This window comes from Leptolyngbya sp. UWPOB_LEPTO1, assembly GCF_017302695.1.
Classification (GTDB): domain Bacteria; phylum Cyanobacteriota; class Cyanobacteriia; order Leptolyngbyales; family Leptolyngbyaceae; genus Leptolyngbya; species Leptolyngbya boryana.
In genome coordinates this window covers 37,584-54,461 of record NZ_JAFLCJ010000001.1, presented here as the reverse complement: position 1 = coordinate 54,461, position 16,878 = coordinate 37,584, and the positions used below count along the sequence as shown (strand labels likewise).

The following is a 16,878-nucleotide window of genomic DNA, read 5'->3' as shown; positions in this document are numbered from 1 at the left end:
TACATGATTCGGAAAGCACTGGTCGCACTGACCAGTGCTTCATAGAGAGTTAGTTAAGAGAAACGAGCATTGGTGCTTGTGTGATCGAACCGAGTTCGACAGATGAGAGGAGTTCGCTCCAATGGTTGGTCAGAACTTCATCTGTGGGGTGACTTGCCCGCAACATTGCCAGAGTTGCAACACAGTCATACCAATGTCCATTCTGTCCCAGAATTTTTGCTTTCTGAAGCGCATCGGCTTGTTTGAGACTTGATGCCATTTCTGCGCTCATCTCAACTCGTTGAATCCAGCCATCCACATAGGGAGCACTGGGGTTTAACTTGTTATCGATCTTGAGTGCTAGAAACCACTGGTAGTCTTTACCCACCTCTAAAGCAGGTATAGACTCAGGGAGGGAAATGGCGCGAATGCCCGCTTCTTGATTGACCGCAATCGTTGTTTCATAGATCGTGGCTCCTGCTTCATCTTTCAGGCTAAAAACTGCTTCTTCAGCATCGGTTGCAGGGAGATAGACCAAGATCGTTGGGCGTTCAGAGATCGTCGTGCCGTAGTAGTTTTGCGGCGTAAGAGCCAACATTGCGGCCGGACCCGATGAAGCCACGAGTGAGGGATCTAACTCCTGTCTACCAAGACGAGAAGCGCCACCCGCAGTTACGCGAACTGTACGATTAGTCCGCGAAGGTTGGAAGAATCCACGCGAAGCTCCACCCACGGCTGCACGAACACGACGGTTTGCACCGGGTTGGAAAATGCTGCCACGAGAAGCTCCGCCTGTCGCTTGACGGACAGTGCGGTTTTGCCGATTCGTAAATATGCTGCCACGAGAAGCTCCGCCTGTCGCTTGGCTGGGAGAGCCATTGCCAGGAGGAGGAGAGAACGGAAATGCTTGAACTGGAGTCCAGGCGCTACTAGCAATCAGGGCGACAATGCCCATCGTGCTAGCAATTGCTTGTTTTTTCATAAAACTTCCATCGCATCGGAGTAAGATTGGACACAATCGAACTGAGCTAAGAGAACACCACTATAAACTAATCCTAGAGAATATATTCCCTTTAGCCAGTGGTGAGTTTGCGTAATTCTCAGCTTGAGGAATCCGTGAATCTACAGTTTTTTACTGCCAATTTCCAACCATGACAAATCCACTCCAGAAAAAGGGATCTTTAAAGTCCGTTTTGCGTATCAAATGGAGTTGTGCTTGGCGTAGAGCTTCTGCTTTGGTGCTTCTCGATTGACCGAGTTCTTGATAAAACTGCGTCATGAGTGTTGCGGCTGCTTTATCTTTTACAGGCCAAAGCGTTGCGAGGGTAGACCGTGCTCCTGATTTTACTGCTAGTCCTGCCAGTCCAAGAACAGCGCGATCGTCACCACTTGCGGTATCACAAGCGCTGAGCACGAGTAGATCGATCGCTTTTGAAGCGTCCCGGCTTTGTAGGAGTTCGGAGAGTTCTTTGATGTTGACAACTCCATCCCAGGTCAGCAGGAAGGTATCTTCGAGGCGAGAGCTAAACTGTCCATGTGTGGCAAGATGCACAACATTCGCTTTACTGTCTTTTAATTGAGTCGATAATGCATTGCCTGTAAATTGTGCGTTAAGCAGTTTGGAAGAAGGAACGGTTTGCGCGATTTTTTTAACTTCAGTTTCTACAGCAGGGAGGGCAGAAAAGCCCGAACGAGACTCACTGATACCAGCAACGATTGCGCCAATGTTGGTTTGCTGGAGGGAACGTGCTGCCATTAACTGAAGCCCAGGAGATAGGGTGACAGCATACTTCTCGATGAGGTATTGCTTGCCATCGTAAAGGGCTGACATGGGAATATTTCGCAGTTTACCGTCTAGAACAAACACCAGTGTTTTTGTCTGTTTTAATTCGGACTCGATTGGACGAATCAGCCAGTCGTAGACTTGTTGAGAGACGCGATCGCGAGCCTGAAGGTTGGAAACTGGGTTGAGTGCAGCCAGCAGTTGATCGAGCGTTTCTTCGACTTCGGCTTGCGATATTGGGGTGATGTGATATTGCAGAGGTTTGCCTGCGGTGGAAGAAATCACGGCTAAGCGATCGGGCAAGATAATCGGATAGACAACAGTTGCAGTCGTGTCAACCTGGTCAATTTGTTGGGTTTTATCGAGACAAGCTTCACGGAAGAAGTTGTCGAGTTCTGCAACTTGTAGAGATTCGATGAGTTCGCGAGCTTGGGTGAGTTCTGCTTGACCCGGTTGACCTTCGAGTAAGAGGGCCACGAATTCACGGTAGACCGGTTCGACGCTTTCTCGGAAGGAGAATTGGACATCAGGATTGATGGCTGCAAGGTCGCCTCGGATGGCACGCAGAGATTTCACTGCTTCGGTGTAAGGTGAGATCGCTTGCTTAGTTTTGCCTTGTTCGATTTTCAACCGTCCCATTTGCCAAGCAGATTGAGCAATGATCTCATCGGCTTGAAGTTGACGAGCGATTTCGAGAGATTGCTGCGTAACGGTTTCGGCTTCTGCCCATTGCTCCGTGCGCCCGTAGAGCTTGCCCCATTGGTTGAGGGCATAAGCTTCGGCTTGGGAGTCTTGCAAGCTCTTGGCAGACTGAACTGTTTTCTCAAGTAGACTTGAGAGCGTGTTGAGCGATAATAGTTTTTCGCTGTTTTCAAGCTGATTGAGCGAGGCGGCAAAATTAATTGCGCCATACATAGAAGTACGGTTTGGGGGGAGTTGCTCAAGCTGGGATAATAGCTGGGGTGCAATTGGAGCGGCTTGGTCGAGTAACCCGTAATCAATCAGAAGTTTGAAGCGATCGAGACGAGCTTGCAGTTTCTCAATTGGGCTAACGGCCGCTTGTTCGGATTGTTCAAGGTATGCTAGAGCAGCATCTGGATCGTTTAAGTCGGTTGCCGCTTTTCCAAGTCCTGCTAGAATTGCGCTGATTTCGGATTTAAGATTTTTGGCTTTGGCGATCGCTAGACTTTGTTCTAAAACTTTACGGCTTTCCGTCGAATCTCCAATCATTTGCAGAGTCGCGCCGAGTGTTCTCAATCCGCTAACTTTGACTTGAGAGTCCGGCAGTTTAGCTAATTGCTGGTTGATTTCGTTTAATTGCTGCTTGGCACGGCGATAGTAGCCTAAGCTTTGTAGGGCTTGAGATTGGTTAATTTGACTGCCTAGGCTACCGATTGTGTCTCCCGCTTGAGTGTAATAAGTCTGAGCTTGTTTCCAGGTTTCTAGGGCTGCTTCTGCTTTGCCTGTATGGAGGAGTAAACTAGCTTGAGTATTGAGAACCTGTGCCCAGAGAATGGCATCTGCTTGGGGTTTCGTCGCTTTGAGATGGGAGAGGCTTTGCTCGATCGATTGAGTCGCTTCAGCCCATTGACCCAATTCTTGCTGTGCCAAAGATAAGTAGCTGAGGCTAAGGGCAGCATTGGAACGATCTCCTTTTGCCTGAGATTGTTGTGCGGCAGTTTGCCATACGGAAACTGCTTCTGCAAATCGCCCAGACTGATAGAGGGTACGTCCTTGATCTAAGAGAGTCGCGGGTTGTGCAGCAACAATCGGGGCAGGAGTTGGTTGGAGGGTTGCTTGAGCAGGCGTGATGGCGATCGCTAAAGACAAGCTGAGAACGCCGAGGCAAAGATGGAGCAACCGACGGTGTTTTGATCGGGACATCATAGACAGTTACCTGAGGTCAGTGGTTCGCAAAGTAGACTTTGCCGAACAGGAATCAGGTCTAGTGTTCCCCTATGCGCTACGGGCTATCAATGCTCGGCTGTGGGCGGGATAGTCGTGAGAGTGCGAGTTTGCATCGGTTATCTGGAGAAGAGGTTGAAGTCCTGAGTTAATTGAATCTGAATTAATTGTCTGGGCTGAATTGTAGCGGGTCTAGAAGCTGTGAGATAAGTTACGCCTGCTCCAAGCGCGGCTCCGCCAATCACGTTTCCGCCCGAGAAACCACCGAGGACGGCCCCCGCGATCGCGCCGAGTCCAGAGTTTTGAATTAAGCGATGGTCTTGAACTTGAGGATTGCCGCTGATCGTGTCTGATTTGCCAATGAAGGCGAGATTTTGACCTTGGATGGTGACGGCTTGGGTGACAAATCGACTTCCGTTTCGATCGGTTTCAAACTTTCCCATGACTGCACTCCCAGGCGCAACGAGTAAGCGCCCTGCGCGATCGCGGATTTCGTTTTGCAAAATCAATACATCTTGTCGAGATTGATTGCCCTGAAGTTTGAGTGGCTCGTTGCCGGGATAAAACAGGCTAAGCTTTGTGCCAACAGGAAGGAGACTTTCAGAAGATCCGTTGGCAAAACGACTGATTTGCTGCGGGGTGGATGGGGGTTGCTGATTGATGAGGGTGGGTAAGGGTTGACCGAATTGGATGGTTCTCTGGCGGACAGGAACAGGAGTATCTTCGACGGGAGCAGAGGTCGATCGAGGTTCCACGATCGAAGAGGGATCGGGAGAGCGGCGATCGAGTTGGGGAACGGTCACGGTCGGCGGTGTACTCGGTAAATTTGTGGGGGCATTAATGGGCGGAAACGAATCTGGAATTGCCAAGCTGGGATTGACTTCTGGAAGTTGTAAGCCAGGCGATTGAGGGACAGCGCGAGGAGTAATCGGTGCATCTGGAAAAAGAAGACTACTTCCGGTGGGAGCATTGCCTGATCCGGCAGCGGGGGGGAGGGGAGTAGATTGAGCAGGCGGTAGATCAGGGACAGTCGCAGCAGGAGGCGCAGAATTAGTTGCAGGGGGAGGGGTTACAGGCGGGAGGTCGGGGTTGATGGCGGGGGGAGCGGGCGGTAGTCCAAAATCGTTTGCGGGAGTGGCTGAAGTTTGGGCAACTTTTGGTTCTGCGGGTTGGATTGGAGTTGTTTTGGGAAGGGGAGCGGTCTGGATGGGACGCAGGGAGTTGAAAACGGCTTGGGTTTGGGGGGAAGGAGTGCGAGCCGCTAGAGTAGGGCGGAGTATCCAGATTTTGTCTGAGCTTGGGGCTTGTTGAAGTTGGACTTGTTGGGTTGCCAAGGTTTGATTGGGCGCAAGTTCGAGGACAATCCGGGTGGTATCTGGCTGGAATTGGAAGACGCGAACTTGCCGAACTGCGCCCATAAAAGTCTGTTGGGGAGAAATCTGACCTACCTGGGTGTTGGGTAAATCAAGGACGATGCGATCGGGTTTTGAGAGGAGAGAATAGGTCGGTTTGATGCCTGCTGCGAGGGTAACTTCGAGTTGATTGATGTCGGGGTCGAACCGCAAGTTTTCAAGCGGGGCTGCGATCGCGGATGCGCTGGTGAGGAGAACGATCGCGCTAATCAATTCGGAGAATGTGAGGGCTTTCTTCAGCATGGCAAGTCAGGAGAAAATTAGCGATCGAGTGGGGGACACTCGGAGAGGAAAGAATTGGGTGGATTATAGGCGAGTTTTTGGGAACTGTAACTGTTTTTGGACAAAAAGATTGCCTAAGTCACGTGGCTTAAGCAATCTTCCTAGCAATGCATGAATGTTAGGTTAGAGCAGAACTTCTGTAGAGACATGTCGCTGAAATGCCGCTACAGGAGTGATTTATTGCTTTTTCTCAGCGGGTTGGGTGATTTTTTCTTTGGCTGCATCACCTGCTTGTTTGGCAGCGACTCCAGCTTGCTTGGCTGCTTCACCGGCTTGTTTAGCTGCTTCGCCGGCTTGCTTTACGCCTTCGCCAGTCATCGTTTTTGCGGCTTCGCCTGCTTTGGTTGCAGCTTCACCCGCTTTGGTTGCGGCTTCGCCCGCTTTAGTTGCGGCTTCGCCTGCTTTGGCTTTTACAGATTCGCCTGCTTTCTTCGCTGCGTCACCCGTTTTCTTTACAGATTCCCCGGCTTTGTTCACTGTCCCGGCAGGTTTTGCAGCGGGCGCGGTTGGAGCAGCAGGAGGAGCAGCCTGCTCGGTTTCAGCACATGCAGTTAAGCCCATCATTAGAGCAAGTCCTGCAAAGACGCTAATTGCTTTGAGTCTCATCATCATATCAACCTCAATAAATTAGTAGATGTTTCGTTTGGAGAAGCCATCACAATTTATCGCATCTTGGTTAATCCAATGCTTTTGTAATTAATTTTTTATTGTTTATAAGATTTATTCTTTTCAATGCCCGAGTGAATTGCGAGATTTTCTTATTAAACTTTATTGCGCCATAGCTTTTCGAGCATTTCAATTTGCTGTTTCAACGCTCGACGTTTGCGTTTTTTCTGCACAAAAATTGCAACACAAACACCGAGAGGAAGCGCGATCGCAAACAGTCCCTCTGAAATCAGAACGGCATCATTCTCAACGGACCATCCTGGAACTGTGGAAATAGAGCAAATGAGTCGAAAATGGGTTTGCATAATGAAGAGTGGCAGCAAGAAAAGATTGCGTCAATGCCTTCTGATCGGAGTAGATTTTATTTTGTCACTTGATGCTGGAACGCCTTGTATTTCTTATTTTTCTTTAATGTTGAATCTGAGTATGACGATTGGCAACATCCCGGGCAATTGACCAATCGAATCGGGGAGACGAATATTTTTCAGGGTTTGCAGAATTTAATGTCTAAACATAGAGATTACTGATATTGATGACACAGAGGCATTAGAAAAAGGCGATGAGAATATGGGCGAAGATGCGAAGTCTGGTTTGGTTCCTAACCCACAACCAAGTCGGTTTCAAGCGTGGCAGCAAGTGATTGGGCTAGCAATTTTGCTCGCAGCAGTCATGTTTACTTGGATGATTTATGGAGTGTTTCAACCTAGGATTTTAAGCAGCTTAGGGTTTACAGCCTTGGCAAGTCAGTTGGGGATTTATCAAGGTTTATTGGGCGCGATCGTTGAACCTGTGGTGGGATGGAAATCGGATCAGATTTTTCGGCGGTTGAATACGCGATTTCCGATGGTGACGTTTGGGGTGACGTTGGCGGGATTGATCTGTGTTTCGGTTTCGGTTTTGTGGCAAGAGAAGGCAGTAATGCTGGCGATTCGGAATTTTGTGCCGATTCTGACGACGGTTTGGGTGATCGCAATGATTATTTTTCGCGGACCTGCGATCGCGCTGTTGCGGCAGTTTACTCCGGCTGACTTTCCCTTAGCAAATGCAATTTTGACGCTGGTGTTTGCTTTGATGGGGGCGATGTCTCCGTTGGTAGGTCGTTTGATTACTCAATGGGGGGCTTCGGCAACTTTTCTACTGGGAGCGCTATCGCTGGTGGTGGGGGGACTACTGTTCAAATGGTCGCAGCCCCCGCTCCAACTTGCAGAAGTCACGAATGATCCGCCGATCCCGCTGAAGAAGGCGATCGCGATTTTTTGGGTTGGATTGGCAGCGGGAATTCAAAGCACGTTGTTATTTGGTTATTCGCCGCAACTGCTGCATCAGCAAATTCAATGGCTGGAGCCAGCTTATCTAACTTCGGCGATTTTGGTCATTTCTGCGGTGAGTGCTTTGCCGTTAGAACGGTTTGCATTGACTTGGGGGGTGCATCGATCGATGTTGATGAGTTTTTCGGTGATCGCGTTATTGTTAGGCGTGTTGAATGTGCCTGCTAATTGGCTGTTTCTGGTGCTTTTTGGCTTGGCATTTGGATTGTTGTTTATTAGTCAAATTCCTTATGCTTTGGGAGCGGTTCCGAGTAATCAAGCGGGGTTTGGAACGGGACTTTATTTTGGGGGAATTGGGGGTGGATCGGCGATCGTGAGTTGGGCGTTGGGAAGTCAACCTGTGTCAAGTAGCATCATACTCTGGGGATTTTTGGCGACGGTGATCGGAGGGATTGGGCTAATCGGTACGAGACGCGATCGCAACTTGATCTAAAAAATTCTGAAAGTTCAAACTTGCTTGTGTAGATTAGACTGAGAACGAAGGTTTTCAAATCAGCCTACACAATCTTTATCTGTTTAAGGTGAAATGAATCGAGTGGATAACCCGGCTCCTAACAACAAAGTGCGTCAGAAAGACGAAAATCCCTGGCTAGAGGGACTCAAAACGATCGGTTTAAGTGCCGTTCTAGCGATCGGGATTCGGCAGTTTGTTGCGGAAGCCCGTTATATTCCATCCGGGTCGATGTTGCCGACGCTGCAAATTAACGATCGTTTAATCATTGATAAAATCAGCTATCGCTTCAATAACCCTCAACGCGGTGATATTGTAGTCTTCGCTCCGACTCCTGCCCTAGAGAAGCAAAATTTTCACGATGCGTTTATTAAGCGTGTGATTGGGTTGCCGGGGGATAAGGTGCAGGTCAAGGGCAATCGAGTTTATGTGAATGACCAGCCGTTGCGCGAAAATTATATTGGAAAAGATGAAGCGCCCCAGTATGAATGGGGACCGCAAGTGATTCCGCCTGATTCTTATTTGGTGCTAGGCGACAATCGCAATAATAGCTATGACAGTCACTACTGGGGATTTGTCCCACGCGACAAGATTATTGGACGGGCAGTGGTGAGATTCTGGCCTCCGAATCGGGCAGGTGAGATTACGCCAGAGCCTCAGTATTAAAGATTTCTAGGACTCGACCTGTAATTGAGTGGTTGAGCCAAGAGGTATTTGTGGACAGCGATCGTAGATTTGAGCGATCGACTGTCCATTTTTCATTGGGAGCAAACAAGATCAAATCTTTGGACTGAAAAGATTGATTGAGGCACTGGGCTGAGCGTGTGGTTAAGCTTTGCCAGAGCGTTAGGGCAGACCAGCGACCGGATTCGACTAAATTTGACCAGAGTAGGGGTAGAGCGAGTTCTAAGCCGATCGCTCCTGGAGGTGCTTCGCCGAATGCAACGGTTTTTTCTTCGTAGGTGTAGGGGGTGTGATCGACTGCGATCGCGTCGATAATGCCATCTTGAACGGCTTGGATTAAAGCGTCTCGATCGTGCTTGTTGCCTAAGGGTGGGTCGAGTCTCAGATTGGGATCATAGGTTCCGACGGCATCTGTATCTAAGAGCAAATGGAGCCAAGTGGTGCTGGCTGTGACGGGTACGCCTCGTGATTTGGCATCGCGAATCAGTTCGACTCCTCGTGCTGTTGAAATTCGCATGAGATGAACGGGTGTGCCAATTTCTGCGATGCATTCGAGTAGGGCGGACAAGGGGGCTGATTCTGCCATCGTTGGGACTCCAGGCAGACCGAATCGCATTGAGTTTGCGCCTTGTCGGATTACGCCTTTTCCGGCTAGTCCTGGATCACAAGCCCAGAGTGCGACGGGTTTTTGAATGGGGTGGAGATATTCTAGAGCGCGACGAATCAGCGTTAAATTGGGAAGTGCTTTTCCGTCGGTGAAGCCAATAATTCCGGCTGCGGCTAATTCTGCGAGTTCGGTCATTTGTTGACCTTCTGTTCCGAGCGTGAGTGCGCCCCAGCAGTTGATTTTGGGGAATTTGGTGCGAATTTGGGTGACGCTTGCGGGATTGTCGATCGCGGGATGGGTATCGGGGAGGAGATTGAGTTGAGTGAAGCCTCCGGCGATCGCGGCTTGTTCGATCGAGGTGAGCGTTTCGCGTTCTTCAAATCCGGGTTCACCGCTGTGACTGTAGAGATCGATGAGTCCGGGGGCGAGAATTTTGCCAGCGCAGGGTTGAATTTGCGTGTCTGGGGGAATTTCAGAGGGTGCGAATGCGCGGATAATCCCGTCTTCGATTAAAACGTCGGTGATGCGATCGACATTTGCAACCGGATCAAGCGATCGAACTTGCTGGAGCAGAACAAACATAGTTTTGTGCAACGAATAAAACAGGAGAATGAGATTGAGTAGGATGCTTCCCGTTCAATATTTAAGTACGGTTTCGCATCCTATCTTGCACTCTCTACCTTTTTCTTGAGGGATTAAAGTGCGCCTGCGGCAGTCTTGTCTAACACGCCGCCTAAATGGGTTGTGATATTCATTGCCATTAGTAAGGGCGTTGCATCGTTGCCTTTGGGATAGTCGATGACGCTGACGGCACCGTTCCCTTGTTTGAAGTTCCAGAAAGAGGCTGTAGTTAAACCGGAGATGTAGCAAAGAATTGCTTTATTGATGGCATCGTGTGCAACGACGAGGACGGTTTCTCCGGGTTGGGCATTCTTAACAATCTCGTTCCATCCAGCGATCGCTCGATCCCAAACTTGCTGCAAATTCTCGCCTTCTGGCATTTGGACGGTTTCAGGGCGACTTTGCCATTGCTCGAGTAAACCGGGATAGTCTGCTTCGATTTCAGATTCAAACTTCCCTTCCCAGAGTCCGTGACTAATTTCGCGCAGGTCGTCGCGCAGTTTTAAGTCAATGTCGGGATGATGTTTCAGAATGAGTTCTGCGGTTTCTTTGGGGCGTGCCATTGAACTGCTGACGGCGGAATCAATGGAGACAGATTTAAGGAATTCGCCAGCTTGGGAGGCTTGACCTCGTCCGTTGTCGTTGAGGGGAACATCGATTTGTCCTTGGAAACGTCCTTGGCGGTTCCACTCGGTTTCGCCATGTCGGACGAGTAAGAGGCGTGCGCCTTGGTGGTTGGGACGGAGTTTGGGGATGGTTTCGCCTAAATGAGAGGTGACGTTGAGGGATTCGATTTGAACGGTTTGTCCAAAATCGCCGGAGAAGTTGAGAACGGTGATGCCGCAGTTGGAGATGTGGAAGCGTTGATAGTCGGCGGGTTCGAGTCCGATCGCGGTATTGATTAAGGCGCGATTAATGCCACTATGGGCGACGATCAAGAGGGTTTGATTGGCGTGTTGGGGAATGGTCGATCGCCAGAATCGTTCTGCTTGCTCGTATAAGTCTTGAACTGGAGCGAGTTCGCTGCCATCGGGTAGCGTCATTCTGACTTTATGTGGCTCGGTGTGCCAGTAGTCATACATTTCAGGATATTTTTCTTGGACTTCGCTGAAGAGCATTCCTTCCCAAAGAAAAACATTGATTTCCTTTAAATCGTCTGTGACTTGCAGAGCGGGGGGATTGTCTAATCCTTCAAAAATCACTTCGGCTGTGCGTTTTGCACGTTGGAGTGGGCTGGTATAGATGGCATCGAATTGCAAGTCTTTGAGGGCTTTTGCAACCTGGGTTGCCATGATTTCTCCTTTTTCGGTCAAGGTGGAGAGATCACAATGCCCCTGCGCTCTTTTTTCAACGTTGTAGCTGCTTTCACCGTGGCGGACGAGAATTACACGAGTCGTCATAGATTTTGGGGCAAAAAAGTCAGGATGATTCTATCGTGTTCGTGTGTCAAATGATGAGAAATCTAAAGTAGCGATCGAACATAATTGCAGTACCCTTGGATCTAGTCCATCCATCTTCACTAGAGCCATGCAAGTTTTCGTTCTGCTGTTCAATGCTGACACCGATAATCCGGGGATTCATACGATTAGCGTGGGAACTCAGAATTTGGTGTTGATGTTTGCGCAACAAGATGATGCGGAGCGGTACGCGATGATGCTGGAGGCGCAGGATTTTGCGGTTCCGACGGTGGAAAAGATTGATCAAGAAGAGATTGAAGAGTTTTGTCAGGATGCGGGCTATGAGGCGTATCTGATTCCTGAGAATTTTATGCCGCAAAATGAGTTTGAGCGGTTGTTGTTGGCTCCGCCTGAGGCGAATCGTGAAGAGACGGATTGGAGCAGTGAGGATAAGCCGGAACGTGAGGAGTCGGAACTGTCGAATGGGGAACTCGATCGCATTCGTCGCCAGTTAGAAGGGTTGCTTTGAGTTTTAGTCTCAATGTCTCAAACGGGTTTTATCAATAGACTCATTCTGAGTCTCAAGTGATTTAATTAGAGCGATCGTTGGGCTTCTGCGGCATGGTATCGAACTCATTGCGTGCTCAAATCTTGACCAACATTGAAAAAGGGAAAGTTTTGAGAAGACGGAAAAGATCGAGCACGGGGTAACGAAAGTGAGGCAGGCGATCGCGGCGCTCAACTCTACGATCGCCGTTGATGCTTGAAGCTGAAAGCTTACTGCATAGAATGTAAGCCGAACAGATTGCCTTCGGTATCAGCAACTAATGAGATGAAACCATACTCTCCGATCGACATCTTAGTTTTTTGAATTCGACCGCCGAATTCTTTGACTCTACTTTCTTCTACTGCACAGTCATCGCAACTGAAATAGATCAGAGTACTGTTACCTCCCGATGAAACTCCAGGCATTTTGACTAATGCACCCGCTGCACCTTCGCTTCCCATCTGCATCGGAAAGCTCCACATTTCTAAATCCGGGTTGTTCAGACTTTCTAGTTTGCGTTGAAAAACAGATTCGTAGAAGGCTTTAGCTCGATCCATGTCTTGCACATAGATTTCAAACCAGATGACGGGATTGCTATTCATCGTTGCCTCGCTGAATATAGTACAAATATATTGTAGAGCGGGTCAGTTCAGCGATCGACGATCGGTTGAGAATTGTAATACTCGATTTTGAGTCTCGTTTTCTCAAAACTGTTTTATTGCTGGACTTAAAACGAGTCTTGTTTAAGACTTTGCGCGACAAATATGTCTCGCCTGAGACTTACTTTAAGTCTCATAACGTGTCTTAAATAAGAAAAAGATGGTACGAGCCACGTGAACAATCACAATTGAGGCAACGATAGCGCTGTTTGCCTACCCTTGAAAGTTTGGAAAAAGACATCTGCTCTTGTTGGGATGAACTTCTGAAAACAAGCACAAAGTTTCTTTTAGTCTTCTCATCTGTCATCGGAAAACCGCTTAAAGTTAGAAATGGGACGATACACTTTATTCGCTTCAAGAGGTGTACATTATGAAACCTGCAACTTGGTTACCTGAAGAAAAAGACGAAAAAGTAAACCAGTATCTTGATCACATCAATCGTGCTCCATACGCTACGATCGCGGCTGTATCCGTTGGGCTGTTCTGTCTATTTACGGTCATCATTCTGCTAAGCAGTTTCTAGGACTTCAGTTCTGAGACCCGAAATGCTTCTCATCAACTTCTAAAACCACAGACTTAAGGAGGCTGAGATGGAAGCTTCTGAGTACCTGAAAATGATTAAAGAAAGACTCATTTCTGATTCAGCAAGTTGGGGAAGCTTAGTCACTCTGGCGCTTGGCATTACCGTGCTTGTAACATTGATGATGTTACAAGCACAGGGATAACTTGTTTTCTTGAATCGCTGAGTCTTGGCATTCTAGTCCACTTCTTCACCTACTCCAATGGTTGAGATTGTTTAGAGTTGGAGTGAAATTATGTTGAGAAAGCTATCTTCGCTAAAAGCGCGATCGCACTTCGCATCGGTATTTACAATCAGTGCAGTTCTGCTCAGTCTCTTACCTTTGACTGCGAGAGCAGGGCAAATTGGAGGACGGAGCTACTTTGAACGTGCGCCTCATCTCGTTCGGACTGCTGCTAGTAACGTTTTAGCTCATACTCCATCGGCTTATGAGTTTACGATTCAAGTGCCATCGGATGCTGGAGCAGCTTTGCAAACGGTTAGAATTGCTCAGGAGGAAAACCTCGATCGTGTCAGCTTCGATCCTTCACAAAGTCGTGCATTTCTAGGAGATCACATGGCGAGAGGGCAATCGGTTTCACTCGCCGCGATCGGTGGTGAACGCCCCAACAATAAGAGTGAGACAACCGTCACATTTAACCCTCCGATTCAACCCGGACAAACTGTGACTGTTGTACTAGATGCAACAGCAAATCCTTGGCAGGGAGGCGTTTATTTGTTTGGAGTCACGGCTTATCCTGAAGGAGATCAAGCTTCTGGATTGTTCTTAGGCTATGGACGCATTCATTTGCAGTCTTACCAGTAGCTTTCTTTCAATCTGATTAGAAACAATGTAGACCCTTTGCCGTCGAGGGTCTTTTCTTTGGTTCATGAATCTATTGCTTGACCTTACCATTGAGATGCGATCGCACTTGCAAGCAGACTGATGATCACAAGGATGCTGAACACCTTGAGAATTTTGCTGCTCGATTGCTCCTGACTCCAAATCTCTTGATAAGACAATTCCTGATTCTGAAGCTGAAAGAATGCTGGAGGACTCATACCAGGAAGGAACCGACTGAGACCAAAGTGGAGAAAAAACCGCATCATCCACAATCGCGCCTGCAAGCGATTCTGATTGTATTGCCAAGGGGCTGCGGTCTGAGCTAGTCGAACGACTGCCTGAACATCCATGGCTCGAATCGCCTCATACCGTGGAAGTGCCTGTAATAGATCATTTTGGCTTTGACACAGGATGTCATTTAAAACAGACACATCTTCTAATGCTGCATTCACACCTTGTCCGATATCCGGGGGAAAACAATGAATGGCATCTCCTAACAGCACGATGCCAGCCTGAATCGTTTCTGATGGTTCTTGCTTCAAGAGATAGTGCAATCCAGGGCAGAATTGAGGCATTGGAAAAACGCCACCGTTACTTTTAGCAAATCGATCGGCTTCTTCGATCGAGATCATTTGACGAATGGGCAGTTGTGGAAAGCCTTGCTCTAAAAACTGGAGAACTTGCTCGCCCGTTTTCAAGCTCCAGATTTGATGATCTGGATGGGTGATGATATTGACAGTGCGCGGCGCGGTGTCATCTTTGAGGGGCAAAAGACCGAGCGTGAGAAACTGAGTGCGACTCCGCCATATTCCCCGAATGGCATAAGCTCTTGTAGAAACAGCATGGTCTTGATGTTGAGCGTCAAGCGGAAAGTTTGGGGGTAGGCTCAACACTTTGTATCGCAATCCAGAACTCGGAGAAGGAAATCGTTGCATCTCAAATCGATCCGTGCGCTCCCACTGCTTCAATGTCGTGCGAACAATCGATTGGATTCCATCACAGCCAACTAACAGAAATGGTTCAAATCGCTCAATCTCATGGTTCGATTTCTGAGCGACTACTTCCAGCGTTTTGATGCCTTCCTCTGTGCTAATTTGATTAATCTCTGTACATTGAGTGTCGAAGCGAACCGTAATGTGGTCTTGCCAGTTGCGTTCGATTTCTTCGTAGAGCAATTGGACAAAGACTCTTCGAGGAATCCAATACGCTATTTTTCGGTTGGAATTGACGATCGGTAATTTTGAGGTTTTGCGCTTACCGTTGGGCTGAATGCGGGTGATGTAGAACGCTGTATTGGGAACACCGATTTTAGGTAACTGTTCAGTCAGTCCAAGTAAGTCTGTTAATTTTTGACCTCGACCATCAATGAGGTAGTTAAAGGACTTATCTGGCTCGTAGTAGTCGGCTGCCGTGCGCTTTTCTAGCACGGTAATATTTGTCCATCCTCGGTGTGCCAACATGAGTGCTGTCGCGAGTCCTGCGGGACCCCCTCCAATAATTAAGGCATTGGTGTGAGAAAGAACGAGTTCGCTTGGCGTAGGTTGAATCAACATAGAGCGTGTAGAACAAGTGCGCTTAGCTCTCATAACGATATCGCACTCAAAAAACTAGAGCAGCAAAGCTCGATGGATCGTCTTTAGAAAAGATGAGTGCGGCAAGTCATAACAAGGCAAATTTCTAACGAATTTGCTTTGTTATGACTTGCTTCAGCAGGCGTTGCCGCCCTAGTTTTTGATGGATATGCTGAGTTCAATCACCAATGTCAGGCAGTTCATGAATCAGTCGTCCTGTTTTCCTGCGGTTGAAACACCTTCTAGTGATGCGATATTTTCTCCTTGTCGAAGATATCGCTATGTTCTTTGGCGAAGGTGGGCGAACGATTGGAGTTCTAATTACGCCATGTTTGTTGGCTTGAATCCATCTACGGCAGATGAAACACAGGATGATCCTACAATTCGCCGTTGCATCAAATTTGCGAAAGATTGGGGGTATTCGGGTCTTTGTATGACAAATTTGTTTGCGTATCGAGCAACAAACCCAAAAGATATGATTGCCTCAGTCGATCCAATCGGTTCAGACAATGACAAGTATTTACTGGAGTATTCGGCAAGGGCAAGGATTGTTGTGGCTGTCTGGGGCAATCATGGAACTCATCACGATCGACATCTTGACGTTAAAAAGATGCTTCCAAATCTTTATTGCTTAAGGCGAACTAAGCGAGGAATGCCTTGGCATCCACTGTACCTTCCACAAACACTCCACCCAATTCAGTTTTGATAGTGTGGGTTTCACATACAAGCCGATAACCTTTTAGCCCTGTAGATCTAAAACATTCCCAACTTCTGTATGATGAGCGTGTCTCGAATGAGACACAGATTAAGTCTCATATAGCGTCTTAAATGAGAAAGAGGTATTATTGGTGAGAAGAGTAAGGTTGGATATAGCGGCGATTTGCTCTGACGTAGCATTTGTAATTTTGTCCAGATGCGCTTCTAACTCGCATCCAGGGATTGCCGTTTTTGTCTTTTGCATTGAGGAGAACTTCGTCTGCGCCGCCACGACCGACATCGGCTTGCAGTAATTCTGAGCGTTTGAACTGTCGGATAATCCGAGACTTTGCATCTGCATTGCTGCGACAGTTTAAGTATGAGACTGTCACTTGCCAGAGTGAGCCGCGCATCAGAGGAGATTGGACTGTGCCTTTGACTGGGGCTTCATTGCTGAAATAGTTACCTTGCCGATCGGGGTTGGAGTTGTACGGCTCGGAAAGGGTTGGAGTTGCACTTGTGATGGTAATGATTGTGAGAGTCAAAATAATGGAGTGTGGTTGGTTCATTGGCTTCTGCGATCGAATTCACAGTTTCAAATAAGACTTAATTTAGGACTCATTATAAGTCTCATATAAGACTAAAGAGGCGATTTACTGAAGAGATCGACGGGTATAATCAGGTCAAATTTGGATAGGCGAGCCGTGATCGAGTCGAAAAATAGAGGTGAAAATTTAGTCCATTTTCAGTCCAGTTAATTTTATAGTCCAAGATTATCGAACTGGAACTCTTGAAAAGTCTGGATTTGAGAAAGTAATTAAAATTTGAACTTCTGCGATAACCGCAGAAGTTCAAAGGGTTCTCAATCTCGATCGATGGTTTGGCTT

Annotated in this window: 17 protein-coding genes; 7 read left to right on the top strand and 10 right to left on the bottom strand. The window is 47.9% G+C overall.

Annotation, left to right across the window (positions count from 1 at the left end; translation table 11 throughout):
- Positions 1–49 precede the first annotated feature (49 nt).
- The 5 genes from J0L70_RS00280 to J0L70_RS00260 form a co-directional block, all read right to left on the bottom strand.
- On the bottom strand, positions 50–961 hold the full coding sequence (locus tag J0L70_RS00280) for a DUF928 domain-containing protein (RefSeq protein ID WP_287452598.1): 912 nt from the start codon (positions 959–961) through the stop codon (positions 50–52).
- 150 nt (positions 962–1,111) lie between these two features.
- Positions 1,112–3,649: a CHAT domain-containing protein gene (locus J0L70_RS00275; protein WP_026148961.1), complete on the bottom strand. Its 2,538-nt coding sequence runs from the start codon at positions 3,647–3,649 to the stop codon at positions 1,112–1,114.
- A gap of 137 nt (positions 3,650–3,786) precedes the next feature.
- The gene (locus J0L70_RS00270) at positions 3,787–5,322 is read right to left on the bottom strand and encodes an AMIN domain-containing protein (protein WP_268180123.1); all 1,536 of its coding nucleotides are present in this window, start codon (positions 5,320–5,322) and stop codon (positions 3,787–3,789) included.
- A 216-nt stretch (positions 5,323–5,538) separates the two neighbouring features.
- Entirely contained in the window at positions 5,539–5,973 is a 435-nt protein-coding gene (locus J0L70_RS00265) for a hypothetical protein (RefSeq protein ID WP_017290740.1), read from the bottom strand.
- A 149-nt stretch (positions 5,974–6,122) separates the two neighbouring features.
- Positions 6,123–6,332: a hypothetical protein gene (locus J0L70_RS00260; protein WP_017290741.1), complete on the bottom strand. Its 210-nt coding sequence runs from the start codon at positions 6,330–6,332 to the stop codon at positions 6,123–6,125.
- Positions 6,333–6,594: 262 nt separating this feature from the next.
- Here J0L70_RS00260 and J0L70_RS00255 point away from each other — a divergent pair, with 262 nt between their 5' ends.
- Together J0L70_RS00255 and lepB are read left to right on the top strand one after the other, a co-directional pair.
- Entirely contained in the window at positions 6,595–7,788 is a 1,194-nt protein-coding gene (locus tag J0L70_RS00255) for an MFS transporter (protein ID WP_190651857.1), read from the top strand.
- A gap of 93 nt (positions 7,789–7,881) precedes the next feature.
- Positions 7,882–8,472 (top strand): signal peptidase I, encoded by a 591-nt coding sequence (gene lepB / locus J0L70_RS00250; protein WP_017290744.1) that lies wholly within the window; start codon positions 7,882–7,884, stop codon positions 8,470–8,472.
- On the opposite strand, the gene J0L70_RS00245 is transcribed toward lepB, so the two are convergent.
- On the bottom strand, positions 8,450–9,679 hold the full coding sequence (locus J0L70_RS00245; protein ID WP_287452594.1) for a dihydroorotase: 1,230 nt from the start codon (positions 9,677–9,679) through the stop codon (positions 8,450–8,452). The genes lepB and J0L70_RS00245 overlap by 23 nt on opposite strands.
- Before the next feature lie 113 nt (positions 9,680–9,792).
- Complete coding sequence (locus J0L70_RS00240) at positions 9,793–11,118, bottom strand: histidine phosphatase family protein (protein ID WP_287452593.1); 1,326 nt, start codon at positions 11,116–11,118, stop codon at positions 9,793–9,795.
- 127 nt (positions 11,119–11,245) lie between these two features.
- On the opposite strand from J0L70_RS00240, the gene J0L70_RS00235 reads away from it, so the two are divergent.
- Positions 11,246–11,644 (top strand): DUF3110 domain-containing protein, encoded by a 399-nt coding sequence (locus J0L70_RS00235; RefSeq protein ID WP_017290747.1) that lies wholly within the window; start codon positions 11,246–11,248, stop codon positions 11,642–11,644.
- A gap of 248 nt (positions 11,645–11,892) precedes the next feature.
- On the opposite strand, the gene J0L70_RS00230 is transcribed toward J0L70_RS00235, so the two are convergent.
- The gene (locus J0L70_RS00230; protein ID WP_017290748.1) at positions 11,893–12,264 is read right to left on the bottom strand and encodes a VOC family protein; all 372 of its coding nucleotides are present in this window, start codon (positions 12,262–12,264) and stop codon (positions 11,893–11,895) included.
- Positions 12,265–12,691: 427 nt separating this feature from the next.
- Here J0L70_RS00230 and J0L70_RS00225 point away from each other — a divergent pair, with 427 nt between their 5' ends.
- The 3 genes from J0L70_RS00225 (at position 12,692) to J0L70_RS00215 (ending at position 13,706) form a co-directional block, all read left to right on the top strand.
- Entirely contained in the window at positions 12,692–12,844 is a 153-nt protein-coding gene (locus J0L70_RS00225) for a hypothetical protein (RefSeq protein ID WP_172410449.1), read from the top strand.
- Positions 12,845–12,911: 67 nt separating this feature from the next.
- On the top strand, positions 12,912–13,046 hold the full coding sequence (locus J0L70_RS00220; RefSeq protein ID WP_287452592.1) for a hypothetical protein: 135 nt from the start codon (positions 12,912–12,914) through the stop codon (positions 13,044–13,046).
- Positions 13,047–13,136: 90 nt separating this feature from the next.
- Positions 13,137–13,706 carry a DUF2808 domain-containing protein gene (locus J0L70_RS00215; RefSeq protein WP_287452590.1) on the top strand — a complete coding sequence of 190 codons (570 nt, stop codon included), beginning with the start codon at positions 13,137–13,139 and terminating at the stop codon, positions 13,704–13,706.
- Between the two features lie 83 nt (positions 13,707–13,789).
- Here J0L70_RS00215 and J0L70_RS00210 read toward each other — a convergent pair whose 3' ends face one another.
- Positions 13,790–15,277 (bottom strand): FAD-dependent oxidoreductase, encoded by a 1,488-nt coding sequence (locus J0L70_RS00210; RefSeq protein WP_287452588.1) that lies wholly within the window; start codon positions 15,275–15,277, stop codon positions 13,790–13,792.
- A 181-nt stretch (positions 15,278–15,458) separates the two neighbouring features.
- Here J0L70_RS00210 and J0L70_RS00205 point away from each other — a divergent pair, with 181 nt between their 5' ends.
- Positions 15,459–16,001, top strand: coding sequence for a DUF1643 domain-containing protein (locus J0L70_RS00205; protein WP_353736599.1), 543 nt, complete (start codon positions 15,459–15,461; stop codon positions 15,999–16,001).
- Positions 16,002–16,137: 136 nt separating this feature from the next.
- Here the strand turns inward: J0L70_RS00205 and J0L70_RS00200 are convergent, their stop codons facing one another.
- A complete protein-coding gene (locus J0L70_RS00200) occupies positions 16,138–16,560 on the bottom strand; it encodes a hypothetical protein (protein ID WP_287452587.1) in 423 nt (140 codons plus the stop codon).
- Between the last annotated feature and the right edge of the window lie 318 nt (positions 16,561–16,878).

What these genes read in the sequence shown, in the direction of transcription:
- J0L70_RS00280 (WP_287452598.1), bottom strand. Translation starts at nt 961, where the DNA reads ATGAAAAAACAAGCAATTGCTAGCACGATGGGCATTGTCGCCCTGATT.
- J0L70_RS00275 (WP_026148961.1), bottom strand. Translation starts at nt 3,649, where the DNA reads ATGATGTCCCGATCAAAACACCGTCGGTTGCTCCATCTTTGCCTCGGC.
- J0L70_RS00270 (WP_268180123.1), bottom strand. Translation starts at nt 5,322, where the DNA reads ATGCTGAAGAAAGCCCTCACATTCTCCGAATTGATTAGCGCGATCGTT.
- J0L70_RS00265 (WP_017290740.1), bottom strand. Translation starts at nt 5,973, where the DNA reads ATGATGATGAGACTCAAAGCAATTAGCGTCTTTGCAGGACTTGCTCTA.
- J0L70_RS00260 (WP_017290741.1), bottom strand. Translation starts at nt 6,332, where the DNA reads ATGCAAACCCATTTTCGACTCATTTGCTCTATTTCCACAGTTCCAGGA.
- J0L70_RS00255 (WP_190651857.1), top strand. Translation starts at nt 6,595, where the DNA reads ATGGGCGAAGATGCGAAGTCTGGTTTGGTTCCTAACCCACAACCAAGT.
- lepB (WP_017290744.1), top strand. Translation starts at nt 7,882, where the DNA reads ATGAATCGAGTGGATAACCCGGCTCCTAACAACAAAGTGCGTCAGAAA.
- J0L70_RS00245 (WP_287452594.1), bottom strand. Translation starts at nt 9,679, where the DNA reads ATGTTTGTTCTGCTCCAGCAAGTTCGATCGCTTGATCCGGTTGCAAAT.
- J0L70_RS00240 (WP_287452593.1), bottom strand. Translation starts at nt 11,118, where the DNA reads ATGACGACTCGTGTAATTCTCGTCCGCCACGGTGAAAGCAGCTACAAC.
- J0L70_RS00235 (WP_017290747.1), top strand. Translation starts at nt 11,246, where the DNA reads ATGCAAGTTTTCGTTCTGCTGTTCAATGCTGACACCGATAATCCGGGG.
- J0L70_RS00230 (WP_017290748.1), bottom strand. Translation starts at nt 12,264, where the DNA reads ATGAATAGCAATCCCGTCATCTGGTTTGAAATCTATGTGCAAGACATG.
- J0L70_RS00225 (WP_172410449.1), top strand. Translation starts at nt 12,692, where the DNA reads ATGAAACCTGCAACTTGGTTACCTGAAGAAAAAGACGAAAAAGTAAAC.
- J0L70_RS00220 (WP_287452592.1), top strand. Translation starts at nt 12,912, where the DNA reads ATGGAAGCTTCTGAGTACCTGAAAATGATTAAAGAAAGACTCATTTCT.
- J0L70_RS00215 (WP_287452590.1), top strand. Translation starts at nt 13,137, where the DNA reads ATGTTGAGAAAGCTATCTTCGCTAAAAGCGCGATCGCACTTCGCATCG.
- J0L70_RS00210 (WP_287452588.1), bottom strand. Translation starts at nt 15,277, where the DNA reads ATGTTGATTCAACCTACGCCAAGCGAACTCGTTCTTTCTCACACCAAT.
- J0L70_RS00205 (WP_353736599.1), top strand. Translation starts at nt 15,459, where the DNA reads ATGGATATGCTGAGTTCAATCACCAATGTCAGGCAGTTCATGAATCAG.
- J0L70_RS00200 (WP_287452587.1), bottom strand. Translation starts at nt 16,560, where the DNA reads ATGAACCAACCACACTCCATTATTTTGACTCTCACAATCATTACCATC.